Source organism: Spirulina sp. CS-785/01 (assembly GCF_028330525.1).
In the GTDB taxonomy this organism is placed as follows: Bacteria; Cyanobacteriota; Cyanobacteriia; order Cyanobacteriales; family Spirulinaceae; genus JAQMSD01.
Genome location: NZ_JAQMSD010000074.1, coordinates 1 through 22,980, shown reverse-complemented (window position 1 = coordinate 22,980; position 22,980 = coordinate 1). Strand labels below are relative to the sequence as shown.

Sequence of the window (22,980 nt, the reverse complement as noted above, 5' to 3'; positions counted from 1 at the left end):
CTCTCCCAAGGTTGGGAGAGGGGGTTGGGGGGTGAGGGCGACTCCAAACCGCCATATCTCGTTACCCACCTTGACAGGGCTGGCATTGCCCACCCTACAATGATTAATACTTCACAAGGATAGTGAATATTTGGGGTGCGGATTTCGTATCACCACTTCGTAAACTCTAAACTTTACCTCTTCCATGTTTCTGACCGTTGAAAGTCGCTGGTTTTTCCCTGGAGACATCCCCCCAGATATCCAAGACTGGTATTATCACCGCAACATTCCTCCCCTCACCCAACCCCCCCGCACTGACTATTATTTACAACTGGAGAATGAGGCATTAGGGATTAAACTGCGAGAAGGGAGAATCGAGGTTAAACACCGCACCCAACAATACGGACTGATCCCCTTTTCAGAGCAAGTACAGGGGAATGTAGAAGAATGGCAAAAATGGAGTTTTAACTTAACCGAGACTCCTCCCCCCCTAGTAGAAGTGGAAAACTGGCCTAACTGGTGGCCGGGAGTCCGGAAAGAGCGCAAGTTGCGTAAGTTTCAGGTGACACGCGCGCAACAAGTCCAAGAGGTATCGTTTGAGACTCCTGCTAGTCAAAGTTGCGAATGGGAATTAACTCGTCTTTCTCTTTTGGGAAAAGAGGATGTTTGGTGGACAATGGGGTTTGAAGCGTCAGGAGCAGGAGATGCGGACATCGCACGGGAAACTCTACTCTGTGTGATGCGAAAGGTACTGACGGAAGGACAAGTTATATTCTCCGCAGAGCAGTCTTGTGGCTATCCCCAATGGCTCAAAAAATTAGATAATTAAGGAATACTACTCTATCTCCTCTATCTTCTCTATCTCCCCCACCTCCCCCACCTTCTTCAACAATTCCCCACCCTGCCCCTTGACTTTCCGTGAGAGAATAGATATAGTAAGTGATCGTGACTTGTGGGCTGTTTATTGTTCAGACAGCGAACAAACACCAGCTAACAAGCTGAGTTAGAAGGGTCAAACTAGAGACTCAGCACTAACTATGGAAGTCGCCTCACTGAGGATACTGAAAACCCACTTTTTCAGTTAGCCGGGTTTTTAAGTCTGAGGTGAACCCAGTTGCGACAGAGCAGTAAAAATCTGCGCTAGTCCCAAGAAAATAACCCCTAAATTTTTTAGATTTTTTCTGGGACTATGGATTTTTCCGCTAAAGTTTAACGCTCATTCAGAAACCTCCGATTAAGTCAAGCACTTTAAGTCAAGCACTTTAAGTCAAGCACTTAATCAACTCAAGGAGAAAGCGTTTCTGGGGCGACAGGAGGGACTCTCGCACCATCTGTTAGTTAGTCCAAAATCTAAGAGGACTAACAATTGGGTGCTGCGTTTAGCGTCCCCGCAGGGGGGTTAGTCTATTCCCCACCAAAGTGTTGTCTAGAAAAAGAGAGGGCAAAACCCGTGTCTATCGGTATCCTCGGCACAAAACTTGGAATGACCCAAATTTTTGACCAAGAAAAAGGAATTGCTATTCCGGTTACGGTCATCGAAGCGGGGCCTTGTACCATTACCCAAATTAAAACAGAACCGACCGATGGGTATAGTTCTGTTCAACTTGGATATAAAGCCGTTAAAGAAAAAGCCTTAAATAAACCATTACTCGGACATTTAGCGAAAGCGGGAGCTTCTCCGCTTCGCCATCTTAAAGAATATCGCGTCCCCGATACGAGTGACTTTGAACTCGGTCAAGACATTAAAGTCGATATCTTCTCCCCAGGTCAACTGGTTGATATTTCCGGTAACAGTATTGGTCGTGGGTTTGCAGGTTATCAAAAGCGACATAACTTTAGACGGGGACAAATGACCCACGGTTCTAAAAGTCATCGCTTACCGGGTTCAACCGGTCCAGGAACGACTCCCGGACGGATTTTCCCAGGGAAGAAAATGGCAGGTCGTTACGGCGGTAAAACTATCACTGTGCGGAAACTCACAGTGGTCAGTGTTGATACCGAACGGAATGTTCTGTTAGTGAAAGGCTCAATTCCTGGTAAAACCGGAAACTTATTAAACATCCGACCGACCAACACCGTCGGCGCGAAGTCTTAACCTATAAAACCCGATTAGTCAAGCTATTTTGTGGCTCAAGATTTATGGCTCAAGACTGATGGGTCAAGACAACGTGCAAACTCAAGAAAGGACAAACCAATGGTAACAACTGTTGTTAAAAACTGGGAAGGGGAAGAAAGTGGGGAAGCCACCCTTGACCTGAAAGTGGCAAAGGAAGAAAACGCAGCGCATATTGTGCATCGTGCGTTAGTGCGCCAACACGCCAATGCCCGTCAAGGCACAGCCTCAACCAAAACCCGTGCAGAAGTGCGTGGCGGGGGACGGAAACCTTGGCGGCAAAAAGGAACAGGCCGGGCCAGAGCCGGGTCAATTCGTTCTCCCCTTTGGAAAGGTGGGGGTGTAATTTTTGGGCCAAAACCCAGAGATTACAGTAAAAAAATGAACCGTAAAGAGCGTCGTTTAGCCCTGCGGACTGCGTTGAATAGTCGGCTAGATGACTTGATTGTGGTTGAAGAATTTGCGGATCAGTTTACTCGTCCCAAAACCAAGCAACTGGTTACAGCCCTGAAACGGTGGGGAGTTTCCGAAGACGAAAAAGCGTTACTTTTGCTTCCCCAAAAAGACGAAAATGTCTATCTTTCGGGGCGTAACGTCGCCAACTTAAAGCTAGGCTTGGCTAATTATTTGAATATTCATGACCTGTTGGTGGCGGACAAAATTATCACCACGTCCTCAGCTTTGGCAATGATTCAGGAGGTTTACAGTGACTAAATACGATCCGCGCCAACTGGCCGATTTGATTATTAAACCGATTGTGACAGAAAAGGCAACGTTGCTCTTGGAGCAGAATAAATATGTCTTTGATGTCCTCCCGAAAGCAACTAAACCCGAAATTAAAGCTGCGATCGAGAGTTTATTTGAGGTGAAAGTGACGAAGGTTAATACCCACCGTCCCCCGCGTAAGAAAAAACGGGTGGGTCGGTTTATAGGCTACAAGCCTCAATATAAACGTGCGATCGTCACCTTAGCCGAGGATGATCAGATCATCCTTTTCCCGGATGTGTAACGCACCGCAGCTTAAACCGTAGTCACTTTAGAGATTAATTATGGGTATTCGTTCCTATCGCCCGATGACACCAGGGACTCGGCAAGCTAGTGTTTCAGACTTTGCCGATATTACCAAGAGTGAGCCGGAGAAATCCCTCACTCAATATAAACACCGTAAAAAAGGCCGGAATAACCGGGGAATCATTACCAGTCGCCGTCGTGGCGGAGGTCACAAGCGACTTTATCGGTTAGTGGATTTTCGTCGGGATAAACGCAATGTTCCGGCAAAAGTGGCGGCCATTGAGTATGACCCCAACCGGAATGCACGCATTGCTCTCTTGTTCTACCAAGATGGAGAAAAGCGTTATATTCTTTGTCCGGAGAAACTGCAAGTTGGGTCAAGCGTGATTGCGGGCCCCGATTCTCCTTACGAAGTGGGGAATGCGTTACCCTTAGCTCGCATCCCGTTAGGGACAGAAGTGCATAACGTGGAACTTCATCCCGGACGAGGCGGACAGATGGTTCGTGCGGCGGGGAGTGCGGCACAGGTGGTCGCTAAAGAAGGGGAATATGTCACCCTGCGGCTTCCCTCTAAAGAAGTGCGGATGGTCCGTCGAGAATGTTACGCCACCATTGGCCGCGTCGGGAATACCGAGGCCAGAAACACTTCCTTGGGGAAAGCCGGACGTTCCCGTTATTTGGGTCGCCGTCCGAAAGTCCGAGGCAGTGTGATGAACCCGGTTGATCACCCCCACGGTGGTGGGGAAGGTCGCGCTCCTATTGGGCGGCCGAGTCCGGTTACGCCTTGGGGTAAGCCGACCTTGGGTTTAAAGACACGCAAGAAGAAAAAAGCGAGCGATCGCTTAATCATCCGTCGGCGCAACAAAAAATAACCCGCGCCAAGCATTAATGACCGTTTATTAATGCTTGATTGTTCATTATTCATCGTTCATTGTTAATTGCTTTATGGGTCGTTCACTAAAAAAAGGTCCCTTTATTGCCGACCATCTACTCAGCAAAATTGAGAAACTCAATGCGAGTGGAGATAAACAGGTGATCAAAACCTGGTCAAGAGCTTCCACAGTGCTACCGCAAATGGTCGGTCACACCATCGCCGTTCATAACGGCAGACAGCACGTTCCCGTCTATGTCACCGAGCAAATGGTCGGCCACAAACTTGGGGAATTCGCCCCCACGCGCACCTTCCGAGGACACGCTAGAGGCGACAAAAAAGTGAGACGCTAATGGAGGAACTATGGCAGTAGAAAAGCGTGAAGAAGTAAAAGCGATCGCCCGCTATGTGCGGATGTCGCCCCACAAAGTTCGGCGCGTTCTCGACCAAATTCGGGGCCGTTCCTATCGAGAAGCCCTGATCATCTTAGAATTTATGCCCTATCGCTCCTGCGAACCGATTCTCAAGACCTTGAGATCAGCCGTGGCCAACGCCGAACATAACAACGGCTACGACCCCGCCAGCCTGGTGGTCAGTCGTGCCTTCGCCGACCAAGGCCCCAAACTGAGACGGTATCGGGCGAGAGCGCAAGGTCGGGCCTATCAAATCCAACGCCCCACCTGCCACATCACCGTTGCAGTTGCCCCTGAGTTAGCAGAATAAGAGGAAACATCTGTGGGACAAAAAATACATCCAACTGGCTTTCGTCTGGGAGTCACCAAAGAACATCGGTCTCGTTGGTATGCCGATACAAAGCGTTACCCAGAACTATTAGAAGAAGACTTCAAAATTCGTAATTACGTTCACGGCAATTTAAGTAATGCCGGAATCTCCGACGTGCGCATCGAGCGCAAAGCCGACCAAATCGACCTAGAAATTCACACTGCCCGCCCTGGGGTAGTGGTGGGTCGTGGAGGCAGTGGCATCGACTCCCTCCGCACCGGACTACAAAGTTTCTTAGGAGGCAGTCGGCAAATTCGCGTCAACGTCATCGAGGTCTCTCGTGTTGATGCCGACTCCGTATTAATTGCTGAATATATTGCTCAACAATTAGAGCGACGGGTTTCTTTCCGTCGCGTCGTGCGCCAAGCCATTCAACGGGCCCAACGGGCCGAAGTACAAGGCATCAAAATTCAAGTCAGTGGCCGCCTAAACGGGGCTGAAATTGCTCGGACTGAATGGACCAGGGAAGGACGAGTTCCCCTCCATACCCTACGGGCTGATGTGGATTATGCCTATCGCATGGCTGAGACCATTTACGGCATCTTAGGCATTAAAGTGTGGGTCTTCAAAGGGGAAATTATTCCTGGACAAGAAGAAGCCCCCGCCGCCAACGTCTCGCCAACGCCCCGTCGCCAACGTCGTCGTCAACAATTTGAAGACCGTTCGGAATAGTTATAGTTATTCGTCATTGTTGTTTCAAAAAACAGCAATAACCAACAAATAACAACCAACAACCAAGAACAAAACCATGTTAAGTCCGAGAAGAACAAAATTCCGCAAACAACATCGCGGACGCATGAGAGGGAGAGCCAAAGGGGGGACAACTTTAAACTTTGGAGACTTCGCCCTACAAGCCACCGAACCCTCTTGGATTACCTCCCGACAAATTGAAGCGGCTCGTCGGGCTATGACTCGTTCCGTGCGTCGGGGTGGGAAAATTTGGATTCGGATTTTCCCCGATAAACCCGTCACCATGCGTCCGGCAGAAACCCGGATGGGATCGGGTAAAGGGAATCCGGAATTTTGGGTGGCTGTGGTCAAACCTGGACGGATTCTCTTTGAAATGAATGGGGTTAGCGAAGCAGTCGCCCGGGAAGCCATGCGTCTGGCCGCGAATAAGTTACCCATTAAAACGAAATTTGTGATGCGTCAGGAGGAGCAGTAAATTATGCCTTTATCCAAAGTGAAACATGCTCGCAAACTCAATGATGAGGAATTAGCTGAGGCTATTTTAGAGGCCAAGCGGAAACTCTTTGATTTGCGGATGCAGCAAGCCACCCGTCAGTTGGAGAAACCCCATGAGTTTAAGCATACTCGCCATTGGATTGCCCAATTGCTGACAGTTGAACGGGAGCGAGAATTGGCCGCTCAAAACAATCAAGCGTCCAAGACGGCCCCCGCCGCCGAAACGGCGACAGACACCGCGACAGAAGAGGAGTAAACCTTTATGGCAACGAAAGAAAGAGTGGGAACAGTGGTGAGCGATAAAATGCAAAAAACCATTGTCGTGGCGGTGGAAAACCGCGCCCCTCACCCGAAATACGGAAAAATTGTGGTAAAAACCAAACGTTACAAGGTTCACGACGAGGAGAATAGCGCTAAAACTGGCGATCGCGTCCGCATTCGTGAAACCCGTCCATTAAGTCGCACCAAACGGTGGGAAATTACCGACATTGTTCAGGCAACCCCTGAATAAATAACCTCTATTCGCGCCTAATCAAGACCTATGATTCAGCAACAAACCTATCTGAATGTGGCAGACAACAGTGGAGCGCGGAAGCTCATGTGTCTGCGGGTTCTCGGCACTGGCAACCGCCGTTATGGTGGTATTGGCGACCAAGTGATCGCGGTGGTCAAAGATGCCCTGCCGAACCAAGCCGTCAAAAAATCGGACATTGTGAAAGCCGTGATTGTGCGGACTCGTCACTCCCTCCGTCGGGAAAGTGGCATGAGTATTCGTTTCGACGATAATGCCGCCGTGATCATTAACCCGGATGGGAATCCCAGAGGGACACGGGTTTTTGGCCCGATCGCCCGGGAATTGCGCGATCGCAACTACACCAAAATTGTCTCACTCGCTCCGGAGGTAATCTAAATGGTCAAACAGAAAACCTCACAAACCCCCAAACGATACAAAATGCACGTCAAAACCGGCGATACCGTCCAAGTGATTGCAGGTCGGGATAAAGGCAAAGTCGGCGAAATTATCCGCACCTTGCCCAAACTCAGCCAAGTTGTCGTCGAAGGGGTCAACGTCCGCACCAAGCACGTCAAACCCCAACAAGAAGGCGAATCCGGTCGCATTGACACCTTTGAAGCTCCCATCCATAGCTCCAACGTGATGCTCTACTCGAAAAAGCAAGAAGTTGCCAGTCGAGTCGGTTACAGCTTCACCGAAGACGGACGGAAAGTGAGAATGTTGAAAAAAACCGGGGAAATTATTGACTAATTGCCCCCACTGTGATGGACGTTCTCCCCTGACCAAGCCCAGGGACGATTAACACCCATTAAAAACCATGAAACAACCCTTAAAAGTTCGCTATCCCCAAGAAATTGTTCCCAAACTCAAAGAACAATTTAACTATCAAAACATTCACCAAGTCCCCAAACTGGTGAAAGTCACCATCAACCGAGGACTCGGAGAAGCCTCCCAAAACAGCAAAGCCCTCGAATCCTCCGAACGGGAATTGGCCATTATTGCCGGACAAAAACCCGTTGTCACCCGGGCCAGAAAAGCGATCGCCGGCTTTAAAATCCGCAAAGGAATGCCCGTCGGAGTCATGGTCACATTACGGGGCGACCGGATGTACGCCTTCCTCGACCGCTTAATCGATCTTGCCCTCCCCCGGATTCGTGACTTTCGTGGGGTCAGTGCTAGAAGTTTTGATGGCCGGGGCAACTATAGCTTAGGCATCCGCGAACAAATTGTCTTTCCCGAAATCGACTACGACAGCATCGATCAAATTCGGGGCATGGACATCTCCATTATTACGACCGCCAACACAGATGAAGAAGGTCGTGCTTTATTAACAGCTATGGGAATGCCTTTTCGTAAGTAACTCAGTCCCTATAACAAGGAGGAAAAACGCACGGATATGGCGGTAAACGATACAATTTCTGATATGCTAACCCGCATCCGCAATGCAGGTGCAGTAAGACATCCAACGACTAATATTCCAGCCACCAAAATGACCCGCAACATTGCCCGGGTTCTCCAAGAAGAAGGCTTCATTGCCGACGTTGAAGAAGTGGGCGAAGGAGTCAAAAAAGAATTAGTCCTGTCCTTAAAATACAAAGGCAAAAATCGTAAACCCATTATTACCACGCTGAAACGAGTCAGCCGTCCAGGTTTACGAGTCTATAAAAACCGTAAAGAACTTCCCCGTGTTTTAGGCGGAATCGGAATTGCCATTATCTCCACCTCCAGTGGAATCATGACAGACCGAGAAGCGAGACAGAAAGGAGTCGGGGGAGAAGTGCTTTGTTACATTTGGTAATTAATCCTTGGTTTTTGGTTATTCGTTCTTTGTTATTGGTTTGAGGTGGGAGAGTTAGACCTCTCAGACCACCAATTACCCATTACCCATTACCAATTACCCAATTCTTTTACTCAAGGAGGAGTCACAATGTCTCGAATCGGCAAAAATCCGATTCCCATCCCCGACAAAGTAAATGTCACCGTTGACGGCAAGCACGTTACGGTCAAAGGACCTAAAGGGGAACTCGAACAACTACTACCCGACCATGTAGAAGTCGTCCAAGAAGACGGGAACGTCATTGTGCGCCGTTTAGGTGAATCTCGGAAAGCCCGTGAACGTCACGGACTCTCCCGGAGTCTCGTCGCCAACATGGTGCAAGGCGTATCCCAAGGCTATGAAAAACGCCTCACTGTTCAAGGGGTGGGATATCGGGCCCAAGTCCAAGGCACAACCCTCGTCTTAAACGTGGGTTACAGTCACCCCATTGAAATTCAACCCCCAGACGGCGTGCAATTTCAAGTGGCCGAACGGAATACTGAAATTGTCATCACGGGGATCAACAAAGAAATCGTCGGCAACCTCGCCGCCCAAATTCGCGCCGTTCGTCCCCCCGAAGTCTATAAAGGCAAAGGGATTCGTTACAAAGGTGAATACGTCAGACAGAAAGCTGGTAAAGCAGGGAAGAAATAGGCCATGAAACCGAGTCGTAAACAACTAACCTACCGCCGTCATCGGCGCATTCGCAAAAAAGTTACTGGTAGTCAAGAGCGTCCCCGACTCAGCGTTTTTCGCTCCAACAATCATATTTATGCCCAGGTGATTGACGACGTAAAGCAACACACTCTCGCCTCTGCGTCCACCGTTGATCCAGACTTAAAGGGCAAAATCTCCTCTGGGGGGACTTGTGAAGCCTCCAGTCTCGTTGGGGCCCTCCTAGCAGAGCGATCGCTCAAAAAAGGCATCAATCAAGTCGTCTTTGACCGAGGCGGTAACATTTACCACGGTCGCGTCAAAGCCTTAGCTGATGCTGCCCGGGAAGCTGGGCTAGACTTTTAAAGTAGAGCCTTAACCAACCACAGAGAGGAAAACTCATGGCAAAAACCAAAAACAAGAACCGCACCAAAAGTAAAAAAGAAGAACCCTTCCAAGAACGGGTCATTCAAATTCGCCGCGTCAGCAAAGTGGTGAAAGGGGGTAAAAAACTGAGCTTCCGCGCCATCGTCGTCGTGGGCAACGAAAAAGGGAAAGTTGGAGTCGGGGTCGGCAAAGCTGCCGATGTCATCGGGGCTGTCCGTAAAGGCGTTGCCGATGCTAAAAAACAACTCATTGAAATTTCCCTCAATAAGGCTAACTCCGTCACCCACCTCTCCAACGGCATCGCAGGCGGTGCGAAAGTCCTAGTGCGTCCGGCTGCTCCCGGTACAGGGGTAATTGCCGGGGGGGCCGTTCGGACTGTCCTCGAACTCGCCGGAGTCCAAAACATCCTGGCCAAACAACTCGGCTCCAGTAACCCCCTTAACAACGCTAGAGCCACCGTTAACGCCCTCGATAGTGTCCGCACGTTTCGAGATGTCGCCGAAGAACGCGGGGTCCCCATTGAAAAACTTTATCTCACCTCCTGAGACACGCCTCAGCGCAAGCTGACGGCATAAATCAAGACCAAGACCGTTAGAGTTAAACAAACAACTCATCTGTCTGCGGTCTTTGCCAATGGTAGACATTAAATAAAACGTCTGTAGAGAGGATGCGACGGGGACTCCCTAGCAAGGCAGTCTAGTTGGCACTCCTAAAAACAGCAAATCTTACTCGTGAGAGTGAGACCCTCTCGCCTCCTGCGAGAGAAGATGTCAAGCGTAATCCTCACCCAGAACCAAGCGATTATGAGAATTAACGACGCAAAACCCAAACCCAGATCCCAACGCCGTCGCCGCCGAGTCGGTCGCGGCATTGCTGCCGGACAAGGCGCAAGCTGTGGCTTCGGGATGCGGGGGCAAAAGTCTCGGTCCGGGACGGGAACAAAACCTGGCTTTGAAGGGGGACAAATGCCCCTTTATCGCCGTGTTCCCAAACTCAAGCACTTTACGGTGATTAATCCTCGCCATTACACTACGATGAATGTAGGAAAATTGGCCGCTCTCCCCGCCCAAAGCGAAGTGACCTTAGAATCTCTTTTAGAACAAGGGATTTTAAACTCTGAGCAAGGGCCGCTGAAAATTTTAGGCGATGGGGAATTAGAGGTCGCCTTAACTGTCAAGGCTGCGAGGTTTACTGCCAGTGCGAAGCAGAAAATTGAGGCAGCCGGCGGCAGTTGTGAGGTTATTGGTCAAGAGTAGGGCGTTGTTGTTTGTTTGTGGTGGGTTCGTCTTGAACCCGGCTTACTCTAACGAGTCCAAAGAAAAAGAACAGACAGACAAACCCCTGACAATAACTCACGGCAGCAGACAAATAACAAAGGACAAATAACATGGTTGTCAGCCGAGATAAATCGCCTACGGCTCAAGAAACATTCATGCAAATGGCCCAAGCAGCCGGCCTCCGAGGTCGGTTGCTTGTCACCATCGGACTCCTTATTTTAGTACGTTTAGGGGTTTATATCCCCGTTCCCAATGTTGATTTAGAACGGTTTAATCAAGAAGTTCAGAATAGCCCCGTTATTGGGTTTTTAGATGTGTTTTCCGGCGGGGGGCTGTCTCTGTTGGGGATTTTTGCCCTGGGGATTCTGCCCTTTATTAACGCCTCTATTATTATGCAGTTGTTGACGGCAGCGTTACCGTCTTTAGAAAATTTGCAGAAAAATGAAGGGGAGGCCGGACGACGGAAGATTTCTCAGATTACCCGCTATGTGGCGTTGGGATGGGCAGCATTACAAAGTGTGATGTTGACCACTTGGATTCAAGCCTATGCTTATGAACCGGGGCCCTTGTTTTTTGTGGAGACGGTTTTGGCCTTCACCGCAGGCTCAATGTTTGTGATGTGGGTGTCGGAACTGATCACCGAACGGGGGATCGGCAATGGGGCTTCCTTGCTGATTTTTGTGAATATTGTGGCGGTTTTACCGACGGTATTAGGGGACACCATTGAGGTAGCCCAACAAGGAGGCCGGGAAGCGATCGCCAAAGTCGTTATTTTATTATTAGCGTTCTTAGTGATGATTGTGGGGATTGTCTTCGTTCAAGAAGGGACAAGACGGATTCCCATTATCTCAGCCCGTCGGCAAGTGGGACGACGTTTATATCGGGAACGGACGAACTATTTGCCCTTGCGGCTGAACCAAGGGGGCGTGATGCCGATTATTTTTGCATCGGCGGTTTTATTTCTGCCCGCCTCTTTAGCCCAATTTACTCAAGGCAAAACCGGCTTTTTAGGACAACTCAATGATATTTTTGTGCCAGTGTCCAATGCCATTCGCATGGACGGGCCAACACCTTGGATTTATATTCTGGTGTTTTTTACGTTGATTGTCTTTTTTAGTTATTTTTATGCCTCTCTGATTGTTAATCCCGTGGATATGTCCCAAAATTTGAAAAAAATGGGGTCGAGTATTCCAGGGATTCGGCCAGGGAAAGCGACCAGCGAGTATTTAGAGCGTGTGATTAACCGTTTAACGTTCTTGGGAGCGGTTTTTCTGGGCGTTGTGGCCATTGTTCCCACGGCAGTAGAAAGTGCCATGGGCATTCAAACCTTACGAGGACTAGGATCAACCTCTTTGTTGATTCTGGTGGGGGTGGCCATTGATACCGCCAAACAAATCCAAACCTATGTGATTTCTCAACGCTATGAAGGCATGGTGAAAGAATAAAAGTTAAACATCGGTTTGGTGGGAGGAGTCTCCCGATTGGCGAGACTCCTCTTTGGGTTGAATGTAAGTCAGTGTCAGTGAATTGAGTATGAGCAGCAAACGTCTGATTTTTTTAGGCCCTCCGGGGGCAGGTAAAGGAACACAAGCGAAATTTTTATCTGAGGAGGCGAATATTCCTCACATTTCCACTGGGGATATTTTAAGAACGGCCATTGATACGGGGACTCCTTTGGGGCAAAAAGCGCAAAGCTATGTGGATGCAGGGGAGTTGGTTCCCAATGACCTGATTTTGGATTTGATTAGCGAACGGTTACAAAAACCGGATGCTCAATTAGGTTGGATTTTGGATGGGTTTCCTCGCAATCTCAAGCAAGCTCAGTTTTTGGATGAGATTTTAAAGGATTTAAATCAGCATTCGGTTTGTATTTTGAATCTGGAAGTTCCAGAAGAAGAGTTGGTGAGTCGTTTATTAAAACGTCATCGTCAAGATGATAATGAAGTGACGATTCGCCATCGTCTGGAAGTGTATCACGAAGAAACTGAACCTCTGATTGATTTTTATAGCGATCGCACCGTTCATTCCGTCAACGGGAATCGTCCTCTCCAAGAAGTGACAGCGGCCCTCAAAGAAATTGTTGAAGCGTCTTAAATGCCCCGTCGGGGGGAGAGAGAAGCGGCTTTCTCAATTTTGACGGGAGTAAATTTTTGTTAACATTAGAGCAGCAGAAAAACCCCGTCTCAGCCGATTTTTCAGCCCTAGGAGGAAGCCGTTTTTGTCTTTGAGGTAAACCCCTCCTTGACCCATCCTCTGCAAAGGAGTGCTGGCCCAATTCTTCCAGCGTAATCAGACCTGAGAGCGGCGGAGCGTTCGAGTATTGAATTCATAGGAGAGAGGTTAATTGTCTAAGCAAGATTTAATTGAAATGGAGGGAACTGTTACAGAATCCCTACCAAACGCCATGTTTCGAGTTGATCTCGACAATGGGTTTAATGTGTTGGCCCATATTTCCGGCAAAATTCGGCGGAATTATATTAAAATTTTGCCGGGCGATCGCGTCAAAGTGGAATTAACGCCCTATGATTTAACCAAAGGGCGGATTACTTACCGTTTACGCAAAAAGTAAGCAAACAGTAAACAGTCCCTCACCCCATCAAGGGGCAGTCCTCCCCGTGAGTCATTGACCCTTGAGAAAATGGCAAGTTTCCCCAGTCGGGAAACGACCATCAGAAATGTCTCTTAAATTATCTAGTCAAATCGTCAAAAACTTGATAAAATAAAGAGCTTGCAGTATAGCCTAAATCGGCATGAAAGTTCGAGCATCAGTCAAAAAAATTTGTGAAAAATGCCGCGTCATTCGCAGACGGGGCCGAGTCATGGTGATTTGCTCTAACCCCAAACACAAGCAACGCCAAGGCTAAGGGATTAGTTAACCATTTGTTAACCCAGGGATTGTTAACCAAGGGATTGTTAACCAAGGGAGCGAGTGCGTTAACCAAGGGATTGTTAACCAAGGGAGCGAGTGCGTTAACCAAGTGTGGGTTAACCTTAGCCCCAGTTAATCAAGCATGAGTTAACCTTAGCCCCAGTTAATCAAGCATGAGTTAATCAAGCATGAGTTAACCTTAGCCCCAGTTAATCAAAGGGGGAGTTCCAGCATAACTCACCCATTAGGTTAACCCCTCCATCCTCAGACCAATAGAAATGTCAATAAATTAACTCAAGCAAGCAAAAGATATAGGGAGAGAAAAACGTGGCACGGATTGCTGGTATAGACCTTCCTCGGGATAAGCGGATCGAAATCGGATTAACCTACCTCTACGGGATTGGCTTATCTCGATCGCAGGAAATTTTAGCGCAGACTGGCGTAAACCCGGACACCCGAGTGCGGGATTTAAGTGATGAAGATGTCATGAAACTGCGCTCTTACATCGAATCCACCTACCAAATCGAAGGGGATTTAAGACGCTTAGAAAACATGAACATCAAACGGTTAGCCGACATCGGGACTTATCGAGGCCGTCGGCATCGTCAAGGTTTACCCGTCCGAGGGCAAAGAACCCGCACCAACGCCCGGACTCGTCGGGGAAGACGGATTGCCATCGCCGGGAAGAAAAAACCCGCCGCGAAAAAATAACCTCTGGCCTGCCTCATCTCTGGCCTCTCATTCCCCAACCATCCCCATCGTCAGCTAACCTCAACAGTCGTACAGTACACCTCATACAGTAACAAGTAATATGGCGCGACCAACCAAAAAAAGCGGACCGAAAAAAAGTAAAAAGAATGTTCCTAACGGAGTAGCTCACATCACCTCCACCTTCAACAACACCATTGTCACCATTTCCGACACCCGAGGCGATGTCATTTCCTGGGCTTCCTCCGGTTCTAGTGGCTTTAAAGGCGCGAAAAAAGGCACTCCCTTTGCCGCCCAAACCGCCGCCGACAGTGCAGCCCGACGAGCCATCGAACAAGGAATGCGTCAACTCGAAGTCATGGTCAGCGGCCCAGGAGCAGGACGAGAAACCGCCATTCGTGCCTTACAAGCCTCCGGCCTAGAAATCACCCTCATTCGTGACGTAACTCCCATTCCCCATAACGGTTGTCGTCCTCCTAAACGCCGTCGGGTTTAGACCCCAGCAAACCCCCGTAAGTATTGCCATTTGCCCCATCAAACGAGCCAGCTAGAGAAGGGAGGTCACAAAGCGTGGCACAATTTCAAATTGAATGTGTTGAGTCCAAGACTCAAAAAAATCAAAGTCAGTACAGTCGGTTTATGCTCGAACCCCTCGAACGGGGCCAAGGCACAACCTTGGGCAATGCCCTGCGGCGAGTCTTACTCGCCAACCTAGAAGGGGCTGCCGTCACCGCCGTAAGAATCGCCGGAGTTAGCCACGAATTTGCCACCATTCCGGGCGTTCGGGAGGATGTCTTAGAAATTCTCCTCAACATGAAAGAAGTGGTTTTCCAATGCTTCAGCCCAGGAAAACATATCGGTCGTCTCGTCGCCACCGGCCCGGCCACCGTCACCGCCGGGGACTTTGACCTACCCTCCGAAGTCCAAGTCGTCGATAAAAACCAATATATCGCCTCCCTCTCCGAAGGAGCGCGATTAGAAATGGAATTTCAAGTCGAGCGAGGGAAAGGCTATCGGGCTGTAGAACGGGGTCGGGATGATGCCTCATCTTTAGACTTCATGCAAATTGATGCCATCTTCATGCCCGTCAGTAAAGTGAACTACAGCGTCGAAGATGTCATTAGTGACGGGGCTGTCCCCAAAGATCGGCTAATTCTCGACATTTGGACTAACGGTAGTATAAAGCCAGAGGAAGCCCTCTCGCAAGCTGCCGGGATCGTCGTGGACTTATTCAACCCCCTGAAAGACCTCACCCTAGAGGCCATTCAGGAAGAAGAAAAAGAAGACGAAGACCCCACCAGCCAAATCCCCATCGAGGAATTACAGCTTTCTGTGCGGGCTTATAACTGCCTGAAACGAGCGCAAATCAACTCAGTGGCGGACTTACTTGACTATTCTCAGGAAGACCTCCTAGAGATTAAAAACTTTGGACAGAAATCCGCCGAAGAAGTCATTGAAGCCTTACAACAGCGTTTAGGGATTACCCTACCGCAAGAAAAAGCCAAGGCATAGACGACTTCTTCCCCCTAAAACAGACGGTCAGACCCCTGTACAGTCTGTTTTTTTCTGTCCTCTTGTCTATGTACCGAAACCAGTGTAATTGGGAGAAAAATCACCATGCGTCATCGCCGTCGTGTGCCGGAACTGGGAAGACCTGCTGACCAGCGTAAGGCAATGTTACGTTCTCTGACCACGGAATTGATCCGTAATGGTCAAATTAAAACCACCAAAGCCCGGGCGAAGGCTGTCCGGTCCGAAGCAGATCGGATGATCTCTTTGGCCAAAGAAGGAACTTTAGCAGCCCGTCGCCAAGCGTTGGGGTATATGTATGACAAAAACCTCGTCAATGCCCTCTTTGCCGAAGCCGCCGAACGGTATGCCGACCGAAAAGGGGGCTATACCCGCGTAGTGCGCACTGTGCGCCGTCGGGGGGATAATTCAGAAATGGCCATCATTGAACTGGTGTAGGGGCTGATGAGTGATGTTGCCTCCGCCTCCCAACGAGTCGCCCTGGTTATTCAGTACCTCGGCACTCACTTTCATGGGTGGCAGCGACAACCCGCCCAACGGACGGTTCAAGAGGAGATGGAAACGGCGATTGCAGCTATTCTGGGCGATTATACCCCCCTCCACGGGGCTGGGCGCACCGATAGCGGGGTTCATGCCGCCGCCCAAGTCGCCCACTTTAACTATACGGGGCCAATTCCGGCTCAGAAATGGGCCAGTATTTTAAATACTCGTCTCCCTGATGATGTCTTAATTCGTGCTTCTGCCCCAGTGGCCCCGGACTGGCACGCCCGCTTTTCAGCCCTCTGGCGACGGTATCGTTATAGTTTTTACACCCACCCCCGACCGAACTTGTTTATTCATCCTTTTTGTTGGCATTATTATCACTTGCCCCTCGATGTCTCGCGGATGCAGGCGGCCTTAACCCCTCTGGTGGGACGGCATCATCTGGCGGCCTTTCGTCGGGCTGGGTCCAAACGTCAACATTCTTGGGTGGATGTTCACGAAGCCTGGGTGAAACGACGGGGATCGTTCGTTCATCTCGAAATTCAGGCCAGTGGCTTCCTGTACGGTATGGTACGGTTATTAGTGGGGATGCTGATTGAAGTGGGGAATGGCAAGCGATCGCTAGAAAATTTTACCGACATTTGGGTGAACCAACGGCGCGAAAAAGTTAAATATTCCGCCCCGGCCAAAGGACTGTGCCTCCTCCGCGTGGGCTATCCTGACTTTCCCTTTCCCAAAGAGGTTTGGTTCGATACCCAACCCTTCTTTGACTTCTCCCAGGAGGGCATCACCCCACCCTAAAAGCAATGCCCCCCAACGGAATTATCCCTAAATTTTCCCCTTAAAAAAACTTGTAAAGACCCGAAAGAATCATGGAAAAGACTATTTTGCCGAAAAATGACCCTCAAGAGCAACAATGGTATGTCGTGGATGCGGCTGGCCAACATTTAGGCCGGTTAGCCAGCGAAATTGCCAAAGTCCTGCGGGGGAAAAATAAACCCACCTACACCCCCCATATGGACACCGGAGACTTTGTAATTGTGGTGAATGCCGAAAAAGTCATGGTCACCGGGAAAAAAGCCAGCCAAAAACTCTATCGCCGCCATTCCGGGCGGCCCGGTGGGATGAAAACTGAGACCTTTAACCAATTACAAGCACGAGTCCCGGAACGGATCATTGAACAATCGGTTAAAGGGATGTTGCCGAAAAATGCCCTCGGCAGAAAATTGTTTACCAAACTGAAAGTGTATGCTGGGGCTACCCACAAACACGAAGCCCAACAACCCCAAGAATTAGTGATTAATACTTACAATACGAAATAAGGAGAACGCCCATGCAAGCTCAAGCCAACGATAAGGTAACATACTGGGGAACAGGACGACGGAAAAGCGCGATCGCACGAGTTCGTCTAGTCCCAGGTAACGGTCAACTCATCGTCAACAACCGTCAGGGAGAAGACTACTTTAACCAAAATCCCCGTTATGTCGGTTCAATTCGCGCCCCCTTAGAAACCTTGGGATTAGAAACCGAGTACGACATCTTGGTGAATGCCCACGGGGGAGGACTCACCGGCCAATCCGATGCCGTGAGACTAGGTGTAGCCCGGGCCTTATGCGAACTCGACCCGGAAAACCGTCAACCCTTGAAAATCGAAGGGTATCTTACCCGTGATCCCCGCTCCAAAGAACGGAAGAAATATGGCTTGAAGAAAGCCCGCAAAGCTCCTCAATTCTCCAAACGTTAACATAGGAAGTGTAGGCACAGGATTAGCCTTGGGCTAACCTGTCCCCTTCCCAAAACTCGCCAGACACCTTAGCATTCAACAGAGGGAGACATTATGCCCAAAGAAAATATTCATCCAGAATGGTATCCAGAAGCCAAAGTCATTTGTAACGGTGAAGTCGTCATGACTGTGGGATCAACCCAACCGGAAATTAACGTAGAAATTTGGTCCGGGAATCACCCCTTTTACACCGGGACTCAGAAAATTATTGACACCGAAGGGCGTGTGGACCGCTTTATGCGGAAATACGGGATGTTCGACACCTCCCAAAAATCCGAAGAAAAGTAGCGGATATCTGGTTTTTTCTCACCCAGCAGGTTAGCTGCTGGGTTACTTGCATTTTTACAGTTATAGATTTTATTGCCCTTTTATTCTCATTAAAGAACCATGCCAGAAAGTTATTTACTGAACAAATTAAAATCCGTTGAACAAACCTTTAATGAACTCAGTCGTCGTCTGGCGGACCCGGATGTGGTGACTAACCCAGACGAGTTACAGAAAGTGGCCAAGGCTCGGGCCTCTCTTGAGGAGACAGTGAACACTTATCACGAGTGGCAAACAGTCCAAGAGGAGTTAAAAGGGGCCAGAGAAATTCTCAAGGAAGCGCAAAGTGACCCAGAGATGCAAGAAATGGCCGAGTTAGAGGTGGCTGAGTTAGAGGAAAGAACCACTCAGTTAGAAAAACAATTGAAAATCTTGTTATTGCCCAGTGATCCCAATGATGACAAGAATATCATGTTGGAGATTCGGGCCGGGACTGGGGGGGATGAGGCCAGTATTTGGGCCGGAGACTTAGTGCGGACTTATTCTCGTTATGCCGAGTCTCAGGGGTGGAAAGTGTCTCTGGTGAGTGAGTCTCCGGCAGAAATGGGCGGGTTTAAGGAAGCGGTGTTGGAAATTCAGGGCGATCGCGTTTATAGTAAGCTCAAGTTTGAAGCCGGAGTCCATCGGGTGCAGCGTGTCCCTGTGACTGAAGCAGGGGGCCGGGTGCATACCTCCACTGCGACTGTGGCCGTAATGCCAGAAGTGGATGACGTAGAAATTCAAATTGACCCCAGTGAATTAGAGATTAGCACAGCCCGGTCTGGTGGGGCAGGGGGACAAAATGTGAACAAGGTCGAAACGGCAGTGGACTTGTTACACAAACCCACCGGAATTCGGATTTTTTGTACTGAAGAACGGTCCCAGTTACAAAACCGTGAACGGGCCTTACAGATTTTGCGGGCGAAACTCTATGAACAGAAATTGCGGGAACAGCAGGAGGCAGTAACGTCCATGCGTCGGTCTCAGGTGGGAACCGGGGCGCGGTCTGAGAAAATCCGCACTTATAATTACAAAGATAACCGCATTACCGACCACCGTTTAGGTCAAAATTTCAGTTTAGCGGGCGCATTAGAGGGAGACATTGATAATATGATTCAAACCTGTATTGCTCAAGACCAACAGGAACGGTTAGAACAGTTGGCCACTTCCCCAGCAACGGCTAATTAATTGTCATACTGGTTAATGGATTATCTCGCGTTTTCACTATGGCCACCCCGGAATTAGATACAGCCCCAGAAGCTCAAACCGACGACTACTTCAACGAAGTTCCCGATGAACTAGAGATGTCCCTATTCGACCATCTCGAAGAATTGCGACAGCGTATTTTTTATTCTCTCATTGCAGCCGTAATTGCGATCGCAGGGTGTTTTTTCGTTGTCCGTCCCATTGTGGATATCCTAGAGGCCCCGGCCAAGGGGGTGAAGTTCCTACAACTCGCCCCTGGAGAGTTTCTCTGGGTATCCTTTAAAGTGGCGGGGTATAGCGGTTTACTGTTAGCCAGTCCCTTTATTCTCTTTCAAATTATCAGCTTTGTCCTCCCCGGTTTAACCCGTCGAGAACGTCGTTTACTGGCCCCAGTGGTATTGGGATCAGGTGTTCTCTTTTTTGTGGGGTTAGGGTTTGCCTATTTTGCCTTAATTCCGGCAGCCTTAAAATTTTTCGTCAGTTATGGTGCCGATGTGGTAGAACAGGCTTGGTCGATTGAGCGATATTTTGAGTTTGTTTTATTGTTAATGTTTGGGACAGGGTTAGTGTTTCAAGTGCCTGTCCTTCAAATTGTATTAGGCTTTTTAGGCATTGTTTCCTCAAACCAAATGCTCTCGGGTTGGCGATATGTAATTTTAGGTGCATTAATTATTGGTGCAGTCGTCACACCGTCCACTGATCCGGTGACACAATCGTTATTAGCGGGTGCAGTGTTAGGGTTATATTTTGGGGGAATTGGGGCAACTAAATTAATTGGGAAATAGTTGATAATGGATAATGGATAATTAAAAATTCGAGCTTTAGAAACCGGGTTTCTTATTTAACTTTTGAGAGAATCAACAAAGCTGGGATAGAAACCCGGTTTCTCCCCTATTACCAGAGTTTAGAAAAGGGGTTTTGGCCTTATACTAAACTTAGTCCTATTGTGCCACGGTGTCCATGACTGCAACGCTGCTTCGTTGGACGTTAGACGACTATCACACCATTATTCAAAGCGGGGTGTTGGTCGATCGCGCGGTTGAACTCCTCAAGGGGTTAATTGTTGAAATGTCCCCAGAAGGTCCCCTCCATTCCGAGTTAAGCACCCTATTACAAGAACGCTTGATGGAGGCCGCTCAAGGCCGCTATCGGGTTCGCATGGGAAACCCGATCGCAATTCCAGAAAATCAAAGCGAACCTGAACCGGATATTGCTTTAGTGCGATCGCAATCCTATAGAAACACCCATCCCCTCCCCACCGACGTTTATCTAGTCATTGAATTAGCCAATACCAGTCTGGCCAAAGATACCCAAGAAAAGCGACAAATTTACGCCGAAGCAGGAATTCTAGACTATTGGGTAGTGAATCTTCAGCAAAGAATAGTATTAGTCTATCGTCACCCCAACCAAGGAACGTATCAGACCGAACAACAATTCACAACAGGGACAATTTCCCCCCTGTCTTTTCCCGATTTAACAATTCCCGTTGCCAGTCTTTTCTCGCAATTTTAACCTTGGATTTTAATCCAAGGCTGCTCTGTTAATTGTTAATTGTTAACTGTTAATTGTCCATAGGTCGCCACTCCCCAGAAGGAATAAACGCCGACCAATAATAAGGATGGCTGTATTTGCTACTCTGCAACATCCCCAACTGCACCTGACGCAACGCCTCACTCCGTCCCTCTCCCCGTTGTAACCGTTGATAATATTGCGTCATCAAATCTTTTGTCCCCTCATCCGACACATTCCAGAGACTCATCACTTGACTTTCTGACCCGGCAATGGCCAAAGCCCGACGCAACCCATAAACCCCTTCCCCATTATTCACAGACCCCACCCCCGTCTCACAAGCCGAGAGAACCACTAATTTTGTCCCGTAGAGGTTCAGACTCGCTAACTCCAGGGCAGTGAGTACCCCATCCTCTGTGCCGCTTTCTTTGCGGTTAAACCCGGCCATGGCTAACCCGGAACGCAGTAGGGGGTTTTCGGTGTTCTGGGGACGAGGAGAAGAACCAGGACGAGGCCGGACTACGATTAAACCTCGGTTATTGGAAGCCGTCAGGGAGGAATTAACCGGAGTCGGGGCCACTTGTTCCACATCTTCCAGGAAAAAGCCGTGAGTGGCGATGTGGAGAATGTTGGGAGAGGGGGTTTGTTTGATCGTGTTTTCGGTGGCTTCGGTTTCCGTGAGGATAGTAGCTTGGGGGAGGAGTTGTTGGATAGCTTCGGCTTCGGCAGCCGTACCTGGAAGGTCGCTAAACTGGAGGTTGGCGATATCTGTGGAACGGGAGTTACTGCTGCGGGTGGCGGTGCGAGTTTGTCCTGGGTTGTCGTAGTCGGGGTCTGCCACAATGAGGGGGGGATTTTTACTGTCTGAGGAGGCCGTGAGGCGAATTAAGTCCCGGCCTGTGGTGAGATAGGTAATATGATAATTCTGCACCAGATATTGATTATTTTCATCGACTAAGGCGGCAAAGGGGATGAGGTTGAGTTGTCCATCAGGGGAGAGAAGGAGTTTTTGAGTATTGCCCAGTTTAGCGCGAATGGGCTGCATGAGGAGTTGGTCTAAGTTGCGTCCGGTTGTCTGGACTTGGTTTGTCCCGTTGCTGAGGGCAGTTTTGAAGGCTTGAACCGCTTGGTTAATGGGTTTAGTTTCGCCTAAATCGACCCATTGGGGGTTGCCAGTGGAGTTGAGGATGTAGGCAGCGTAGTGGGGTTCGCCAAAAGTGTCAGTTTTCGCATCATAAGGTTGATAAACCACTATTTCCACTAATGCTGCATCGGAGGGGATTAATTGTTGTACCGTTTCAATAGTAACAGGTGCGGTTTGGGTGCGGAATTGGCTGCTAGTGCGGGCCAGTTGGGCTTCGAGTTGGTTGGCCTTTCCTTTCAGTTGGCTGACTTGTTGCTTATATTGGTCAACGGGTAGGTCTTCGGGTTTATTAAAGATGAGGGCGGCGAGTTGGGAACGGGTGTCGGTGAGGTCGTCGAGGAGTTGTTGGTTTTCAGGGGTGAGGTTTTGGCGGAGGGTGCGTAGGTTATCGGTGACAGCATCGAGGATGCGTCCTTTGCGACGGAGGAGGGTGGTGAGGGCAAGTTTGGCGGCTTGGGGGTTGTTGGGGGCGGTTTGCAGGTGGAAAGAAATTGCTGCATAAGTTGTCCCAGAGAGGGTGTTCATATAGTCCTGTTTCTGGCGTTCTGACCCGGTTGCAATGATAGTATCGAGGTTGCCTTCTTCAATGGCTAATCCTTGACTGAAAAATTCAATAGCGCGAGTTATTTGGCCTTGGGATTGGTACAAGAATGCCAGATTGTTGAGGCTGGTGGCGACATCGGGATGCTCTTGTCCCAACAGGCGTTTTCTCATCTCCAAGGCTTGGCGATAGAGGGGTTCGGCTTCTGCGTACCTGCCTTGGGATTGGTACAAGAATGCCAGATTGTTGAGGCTGGTGGCGACATCGGGATGCTCTTGTCCCAACAGGCGTTTATCCATCTCCAAGGCTTGGCG

The 22,980-nt window shown here is 49.2% G+C and carries 35 protein-coding genes; 34 read left to right on the top strand and 1 reads right to left on the bottom strand.

Annotated features, from left to right (window positions below; translation table 11 throughout):
• Positions 1-184: 184 nt before the first annotated feature.
• The 34 genes from PN462_RS04155 to PN462_RS03990 all read left to right on the top strand — a co-directional run bounded on the left by PN462_RS04155 (position 185) and on the right by PN462_RS03990 (position 20,984).
• Positions 185-808, top strand: coding sequence for a hypothetical protein (locus PN462_RS04155; protein ID WP_272126716.1), 624 nt, complete (start codon positions 185-187; stop codon positions 806-808).
• Between the two features lie 621 nt (positions 809-1,429).
• Entirely contained in the window at positions 1,430-2,074 is a 645-nt protein-coding gene (rplC, locus tag PN462_RS04150) for a 50S ribosomal protein L3 (protein ID WP_272126715.1), read from the top strand.
• A 99-nt stretch (positions 2,075-2,173) separates the two neighbouring features.
• Positions 2,174-2,806: a 50S ribosomal protein L4 gene (rplD, locus tag PN462_RS04145; RefSeq protein WP_272126714.1), complete on the top strand. Its 633-nt coding sequence runs from the start codon at positions 2,174-2,176 to the stop codon at positions 2,804-2,806.
• Complete coding sequence (locus PN462_RS04140) at positions 2,799-3,101, top strand: 50S ribosomal protein L23 (RefSeq protein WP_272126713.1); 303 nt, start codon at positions 2,799-2,801, stop codon at positions 3,099-3,101. The genes rplD and PN462_RS04140 overlap by 8 nt, the downstream gene beginning before the upstream one ends.
• Positions 3,102-3,141: 40 nt before the next feature.
• Complete coding sequence (rplB, locus tag PN462_RS04135; protein WP_272126711.1) at positions 3,142-3,975, top strand: 50S ribosomal protein L2; 834 nt, start codon at positions 3,142-3,144, stop codon at positions 3,973-3,975.
• A gap of 73 nt (positions 3,976-4,048) precedes the next feature.
• Positions 4,049-4,327: a 30S ribosomal protein S19 gene (gene rpsS / locus PN462_RS04130; RefSeq protein WP_272126710.1), complete on the top strand. Its 279-nt coding sequence runs from the start codon at positions 4,049-4,051 to the stop codon at positions 4,325-4,327.
• 10 nt (positions 4,328-4,337) lie between these two features.
• Positions 4,338-4,697, top strand: coding sequence for a 50S ribosomal protein L22 (rplV, locus tag PN462_RS04125; protein WP_272126709.1), 360 nt, complete (start codon positions 4,338-4,340; stop codon positions 4,695-4,697).
• A gap of 12 nt (positions 4,698-4,709) precedes the next feature.
• Positions 4,710-5,429, top strand: a complete 720-nt coding sequence (rpsC, locus tag PN462_RS04120; RefSeq protein ID WP_272126708.1) for a 30S ribosomal protein S3 — start codon at positions 4,710-4,712, stop codon at positions 5,427-5,429.
• A gap of 76 nt (positions 5,430-5,505) precedes the next feature.
• Positions 5,506-5,922 (top strand): 50S ribosomal protein L16, encoded by a 417-nt coding sequence (gene rplP, locus PN462_RS04115; protein WP_272126706.1) that lies wholly within the window; start codon positions 5,506-5,508, stop codon positions 5,920-5,922.
• A 3-nt stretch (positions 5,923-5,925) separates the two neighbouring features.
• A complete protein-coding gene (gene rpmC, locus PN462_RS04110; protein ID WP_272126704.1) occupies positions 5,926-6,198 on the top strand; it encodes a 50S ribosomal protein L29 in 273 nt (90 codons plus the stop codon).
• A 6-nt stretch (positions 6,199-6,204) separates the two neighbouring features.
• Positions 6,205-6,453 carry a 30S ribosomal protein S17 gene (rpsQ, locus tag PN462_RS04105; protein WP_272126703.1) on the top strand — a complete coding sequence of 83 codons (249 nt, stop codon included), beginning with the start codon at positions 6,205-6,207 and terminating at the stop codon, positions 6,451-6,453.
• Between the two features lie 30 nt (positions 6,454-6,483).
• Positions 6,484-6,852, top strand: a complete 369-nt coding sequence (rplN, locus tag PN462_RS04100; RefSeq protein WP_272126702.1) for a 50S ribosomal protein L14 — start codon at positions 6,484-6,486, stop codon at positions 6,850-6,852.
• Positions 6,853-7,206, top strand: coding sequence for a 50S ribosomal protein L24 (gene rplX / locus PN462_RS04095; protein WP_443029056.1), 354 nt, complete (start codon positions 6,853-6,855; stop codon positions 7,204-7,206).
• Between the two features lie 67 nt (positions 7,207-7,273).
• Entirely contained in the window at positions 7,274-7,816 is a 543-nt protein-coding gene (gene rplE, locus PN462_RS04090; protein ID WP_272126701.1) for a 50S ribosomal protein L5, read from the top strand.
• 36 nt (positions 7,817-7,852) lie between these two features.
• On the top strand, positions 7,853-8,254 hold the full coding sequence (gene rpsH / locus PN462_RS04085) for a 30S ribosomal protein S8 (RefSeq protein WP_272126700.1): 402 nt from the start codon (positions 7,853-7,855) through the stop codon (positions 8,252-8,254).
• 129 nt (positions 8,255-8,383) lie between these two features.
• Entirely contained in the window at positions 8,384-8,926 is a 543-nt protein-coding gene (gene rplF, locus PN462_RS04080) for a 50S ribosomal protein L6 (protein ID WP_272126699.1), read from the top strand.
• A 3-nt stretch (positions 8,927-8,929) separates the two neighbouring features.
• Positions 8,930-9,292: a 50S ribosomal protein L18 gene (gene rplR, locus PN462_RS04075; protein ID WP_272126698.1), complete on the top strand. Its 363-nt coding sequence runs from the start codon at positions 8,930-8,932 to the stop codon at positions 9,290-9,292.
• Positions 9,293-9,327: 35 nt separating this feature from the next.
• Positions 9,328-9,858 carry a 30S ribosomal protein S5 gene (rpsE, locus tag PN462_RS04070; protein WP_272126697.1) on the top strand — a complete coding sequence of 177 codons (531 nt, stop codon included), beginning with the start codon at positions 9,328-9,330 and terminating at the stop codon, positions 9,856-9,858.
• A 258-nt stretch (positions 9,859-10,116) separates the two neighbouring features.
• Positions 10,117-10,569 carry a 50S ribosomal protein L15 gene (gene rplO / locus PN462_RS04065; RefSeq protein WP_443029057.1) on the top strand — a complete coding sequence of 151 codons (453 nt, stop codon included), beginning with the start codon at positions 10,117-10,119 and terminating at the stop codon, positions 10,567-10,569.
• A 131-nt stretch (positions 10,570-10,700) separates the two neighbouring features.
• Positions 10,701-12,035 carry a preprotein translocase subunit SecY gene (secY, locus tag PN462_RS04060; RefSeq protein WP_272126695.1) on the top strand — a complete coding sequence of 445 codons (1,335 nt, stop codon included), beginning with the start codon at positions 10,701-10,703 and terminating at the stop codon, positions 12,033-12,035.
• An 88-nt stretch (positions 12,036-12,123) separates the two neighbouring features.
• Positions 12,124-12,684: an adenylate kinase gene (locus tag PN462_RS04055; RefSeq protein WP_272126694.1), complete on the top strand. Its 561-nt coding sequence runs from the start codon at positions 12,124-12,126 to the stop codon at positions 12,682-12,684.
• 250 nt (positions 12,685-12,934) lie between these two features.
• Complete coding sequence (infA, locus tag PN462_RS04050; RefSeq protein ID WP_006276978.1) at positions 12,935-13,159, top strand: translation initiation factor IF-1; 225 nt, start codon at positions 12,935-12,937, stop codon at positions 13,157-13,159.
• Positions 13,160-13,340: 181 nt separating this feature from the next.
• Positions 13,341-13,454, top strand: a complete 114-nt coding sequence (rpmJ, locus tag PN462_RS04045) for a 50S ribosomal protein L36 (protein ID WP_006618079.1) — start codon at positions 13,341-13,343, stop codon at positions 13,452-13,454.
• A 332-nt stretch (positions 13,455-13,786) separates the two neighbouring features.
• Positions 13,787-14,170 (top strand): 30S ribosomal protein S13, encoded by a 384-nt coding sequence (gene rpsM / locus PN462_RS04040; RefSeq protein ID WP_272126691.1) that lies wholly within the window; start codon positions 13,787-13,789, stop codon positions 14,168-14,170.
• 100 nt (positions 14,171-14,270) lie between these two features.
• Positions 14,271-14,663 (top strand): 30S ribosomal protein S11, encoded by a 393-nt coding sequence (rpsK, locus tag PN462_RS04035; protein ID WP_272126690.1) that lies wholly within the window; start codon positions 14,271-14,273, stop codon positions 14,661-14,663.
• A 74-nt stretch (positions 14,664-14,737) separates the two neighbouring features.
• On the top strand, positions 14,738-15,679 hold the full coding sequence (locus PN462_RS04030; protein WP_272126689.1) for a DNA-directed RNA polymerase subunit alpha: 942 nt from the start codon (positions 14,738-14,740) through the stop codon (positions 15,677-15,679).
• A gap of 105 nt (positions 15,680-15,784) precedes the next feature.
• Positions 15,785-16,135, top strand: a complete 351-nt coding sequence (gene rplQ, locus PN462_RS04025) for a 50S ribosomal protein L17 (RefSeq protein ID WP_272126688.1) — start codon at positions 15,785-15,787, stop codon at positions 16,133-16,135.
• Positions 16,136-16,141: 6 nt separating this feature from the next.
• Positions 16,142-16,981, top strand: coding sequence for a tRNA pseudouridine(38-40) synthase TruA (truA, locus tag PN462_RS04020; protein ID WP_272126687.1), 840 nt, complete (start codon positions 16,142-16,144; stop codon positions 16,979-16,981).
• Positions 16,982-17,052: 71 nt separating this feature from the next.
• A complete protein-coding gene (rplM, locus tag PN462_RS04015; RefSeq protein WP_272126685.1) occupies positions 17,053-17,502 on the top strand; it encodes a 50S ribosomal protein L13 in 450 nt (149 codons plus the stop codon).
• Positions 17,503-17,513: 11 nt separating this feature from the next.
• On the top strand, positions 17,514-17,924 hold the full coding sequence (gene rpsI / locus PN462_RS04010) for a 30S ribosomal protein S9 (protein ID WP_272126684.1): 411 nt from the start codon (positions 17,514-17,516) through the stop codon (positions 17,922-17,924).
• A 93-nt stretch (positions 17,925-18,017) separates the two neighbouring features.
• The gene (gene rpmE, locus PN462_RS04005) at positions 18,018-18,251 is read left to right on the top strand and encodes a 50S ribosomal protein L31 (RefSeq protein ID WP_272126683.1); all 234 of its coding nucleotides are present in this window, start codon (positions 18,018-18,020) and stop codon (positions 18,249-18,251) included.
• Between the two features lie 99 nt (positions 18,252-18,350).
• A complete protein-coding gene (gene prfA, locus PN462_RS04000) occupies positions 18,351-19,454 on the top strand; it encodes a peptide chain release factor 1 (protein WP_272126682.1) in 1,104 nt (367 codons plus the stop codon).
• Between the two features lie 38 nt (positions 19,455-19,492).
• On the top strand, positions 19,493-20,257 hold the full coding sequence (tatC, locus tag PN462_RS03995) for a twin-arginine translocase subunit TatC (RefSeq protein WP_272126681.1): 765 nt from the start codon (positions 19,493-19,495) through the stop codon (positions 20,255-20,257).
• Positions 20,258-20,432: 175 nt separating this feature from the next.
• Positions 20,433-20,984 carry a Uma2 family endonuclease gene (locus tag PN462_RS03990; RefSeq protein ID WP_272126679.1) on the top strand — a complete coding sequence of 184 codons (552 nt, stop codon included), beginning with the start codon at positions 20,433-20,435 and terminating at the stop codon, positions 20,982-20,984.
• Between the two features lie 49 nt (positions 20,985-21,033).
• Here PN462_RS03990 and PN462_RS03985 read toward each other — a convergent pair.
• Positions 21,034-22,980: CHAT domain-containing tetratricopeptide repeat protein (locus PN462_RS03985; protein ID WP_272126678.1), on the bottom strand; the 1,947-nt coding region annotated here is incomplete at its 5' end.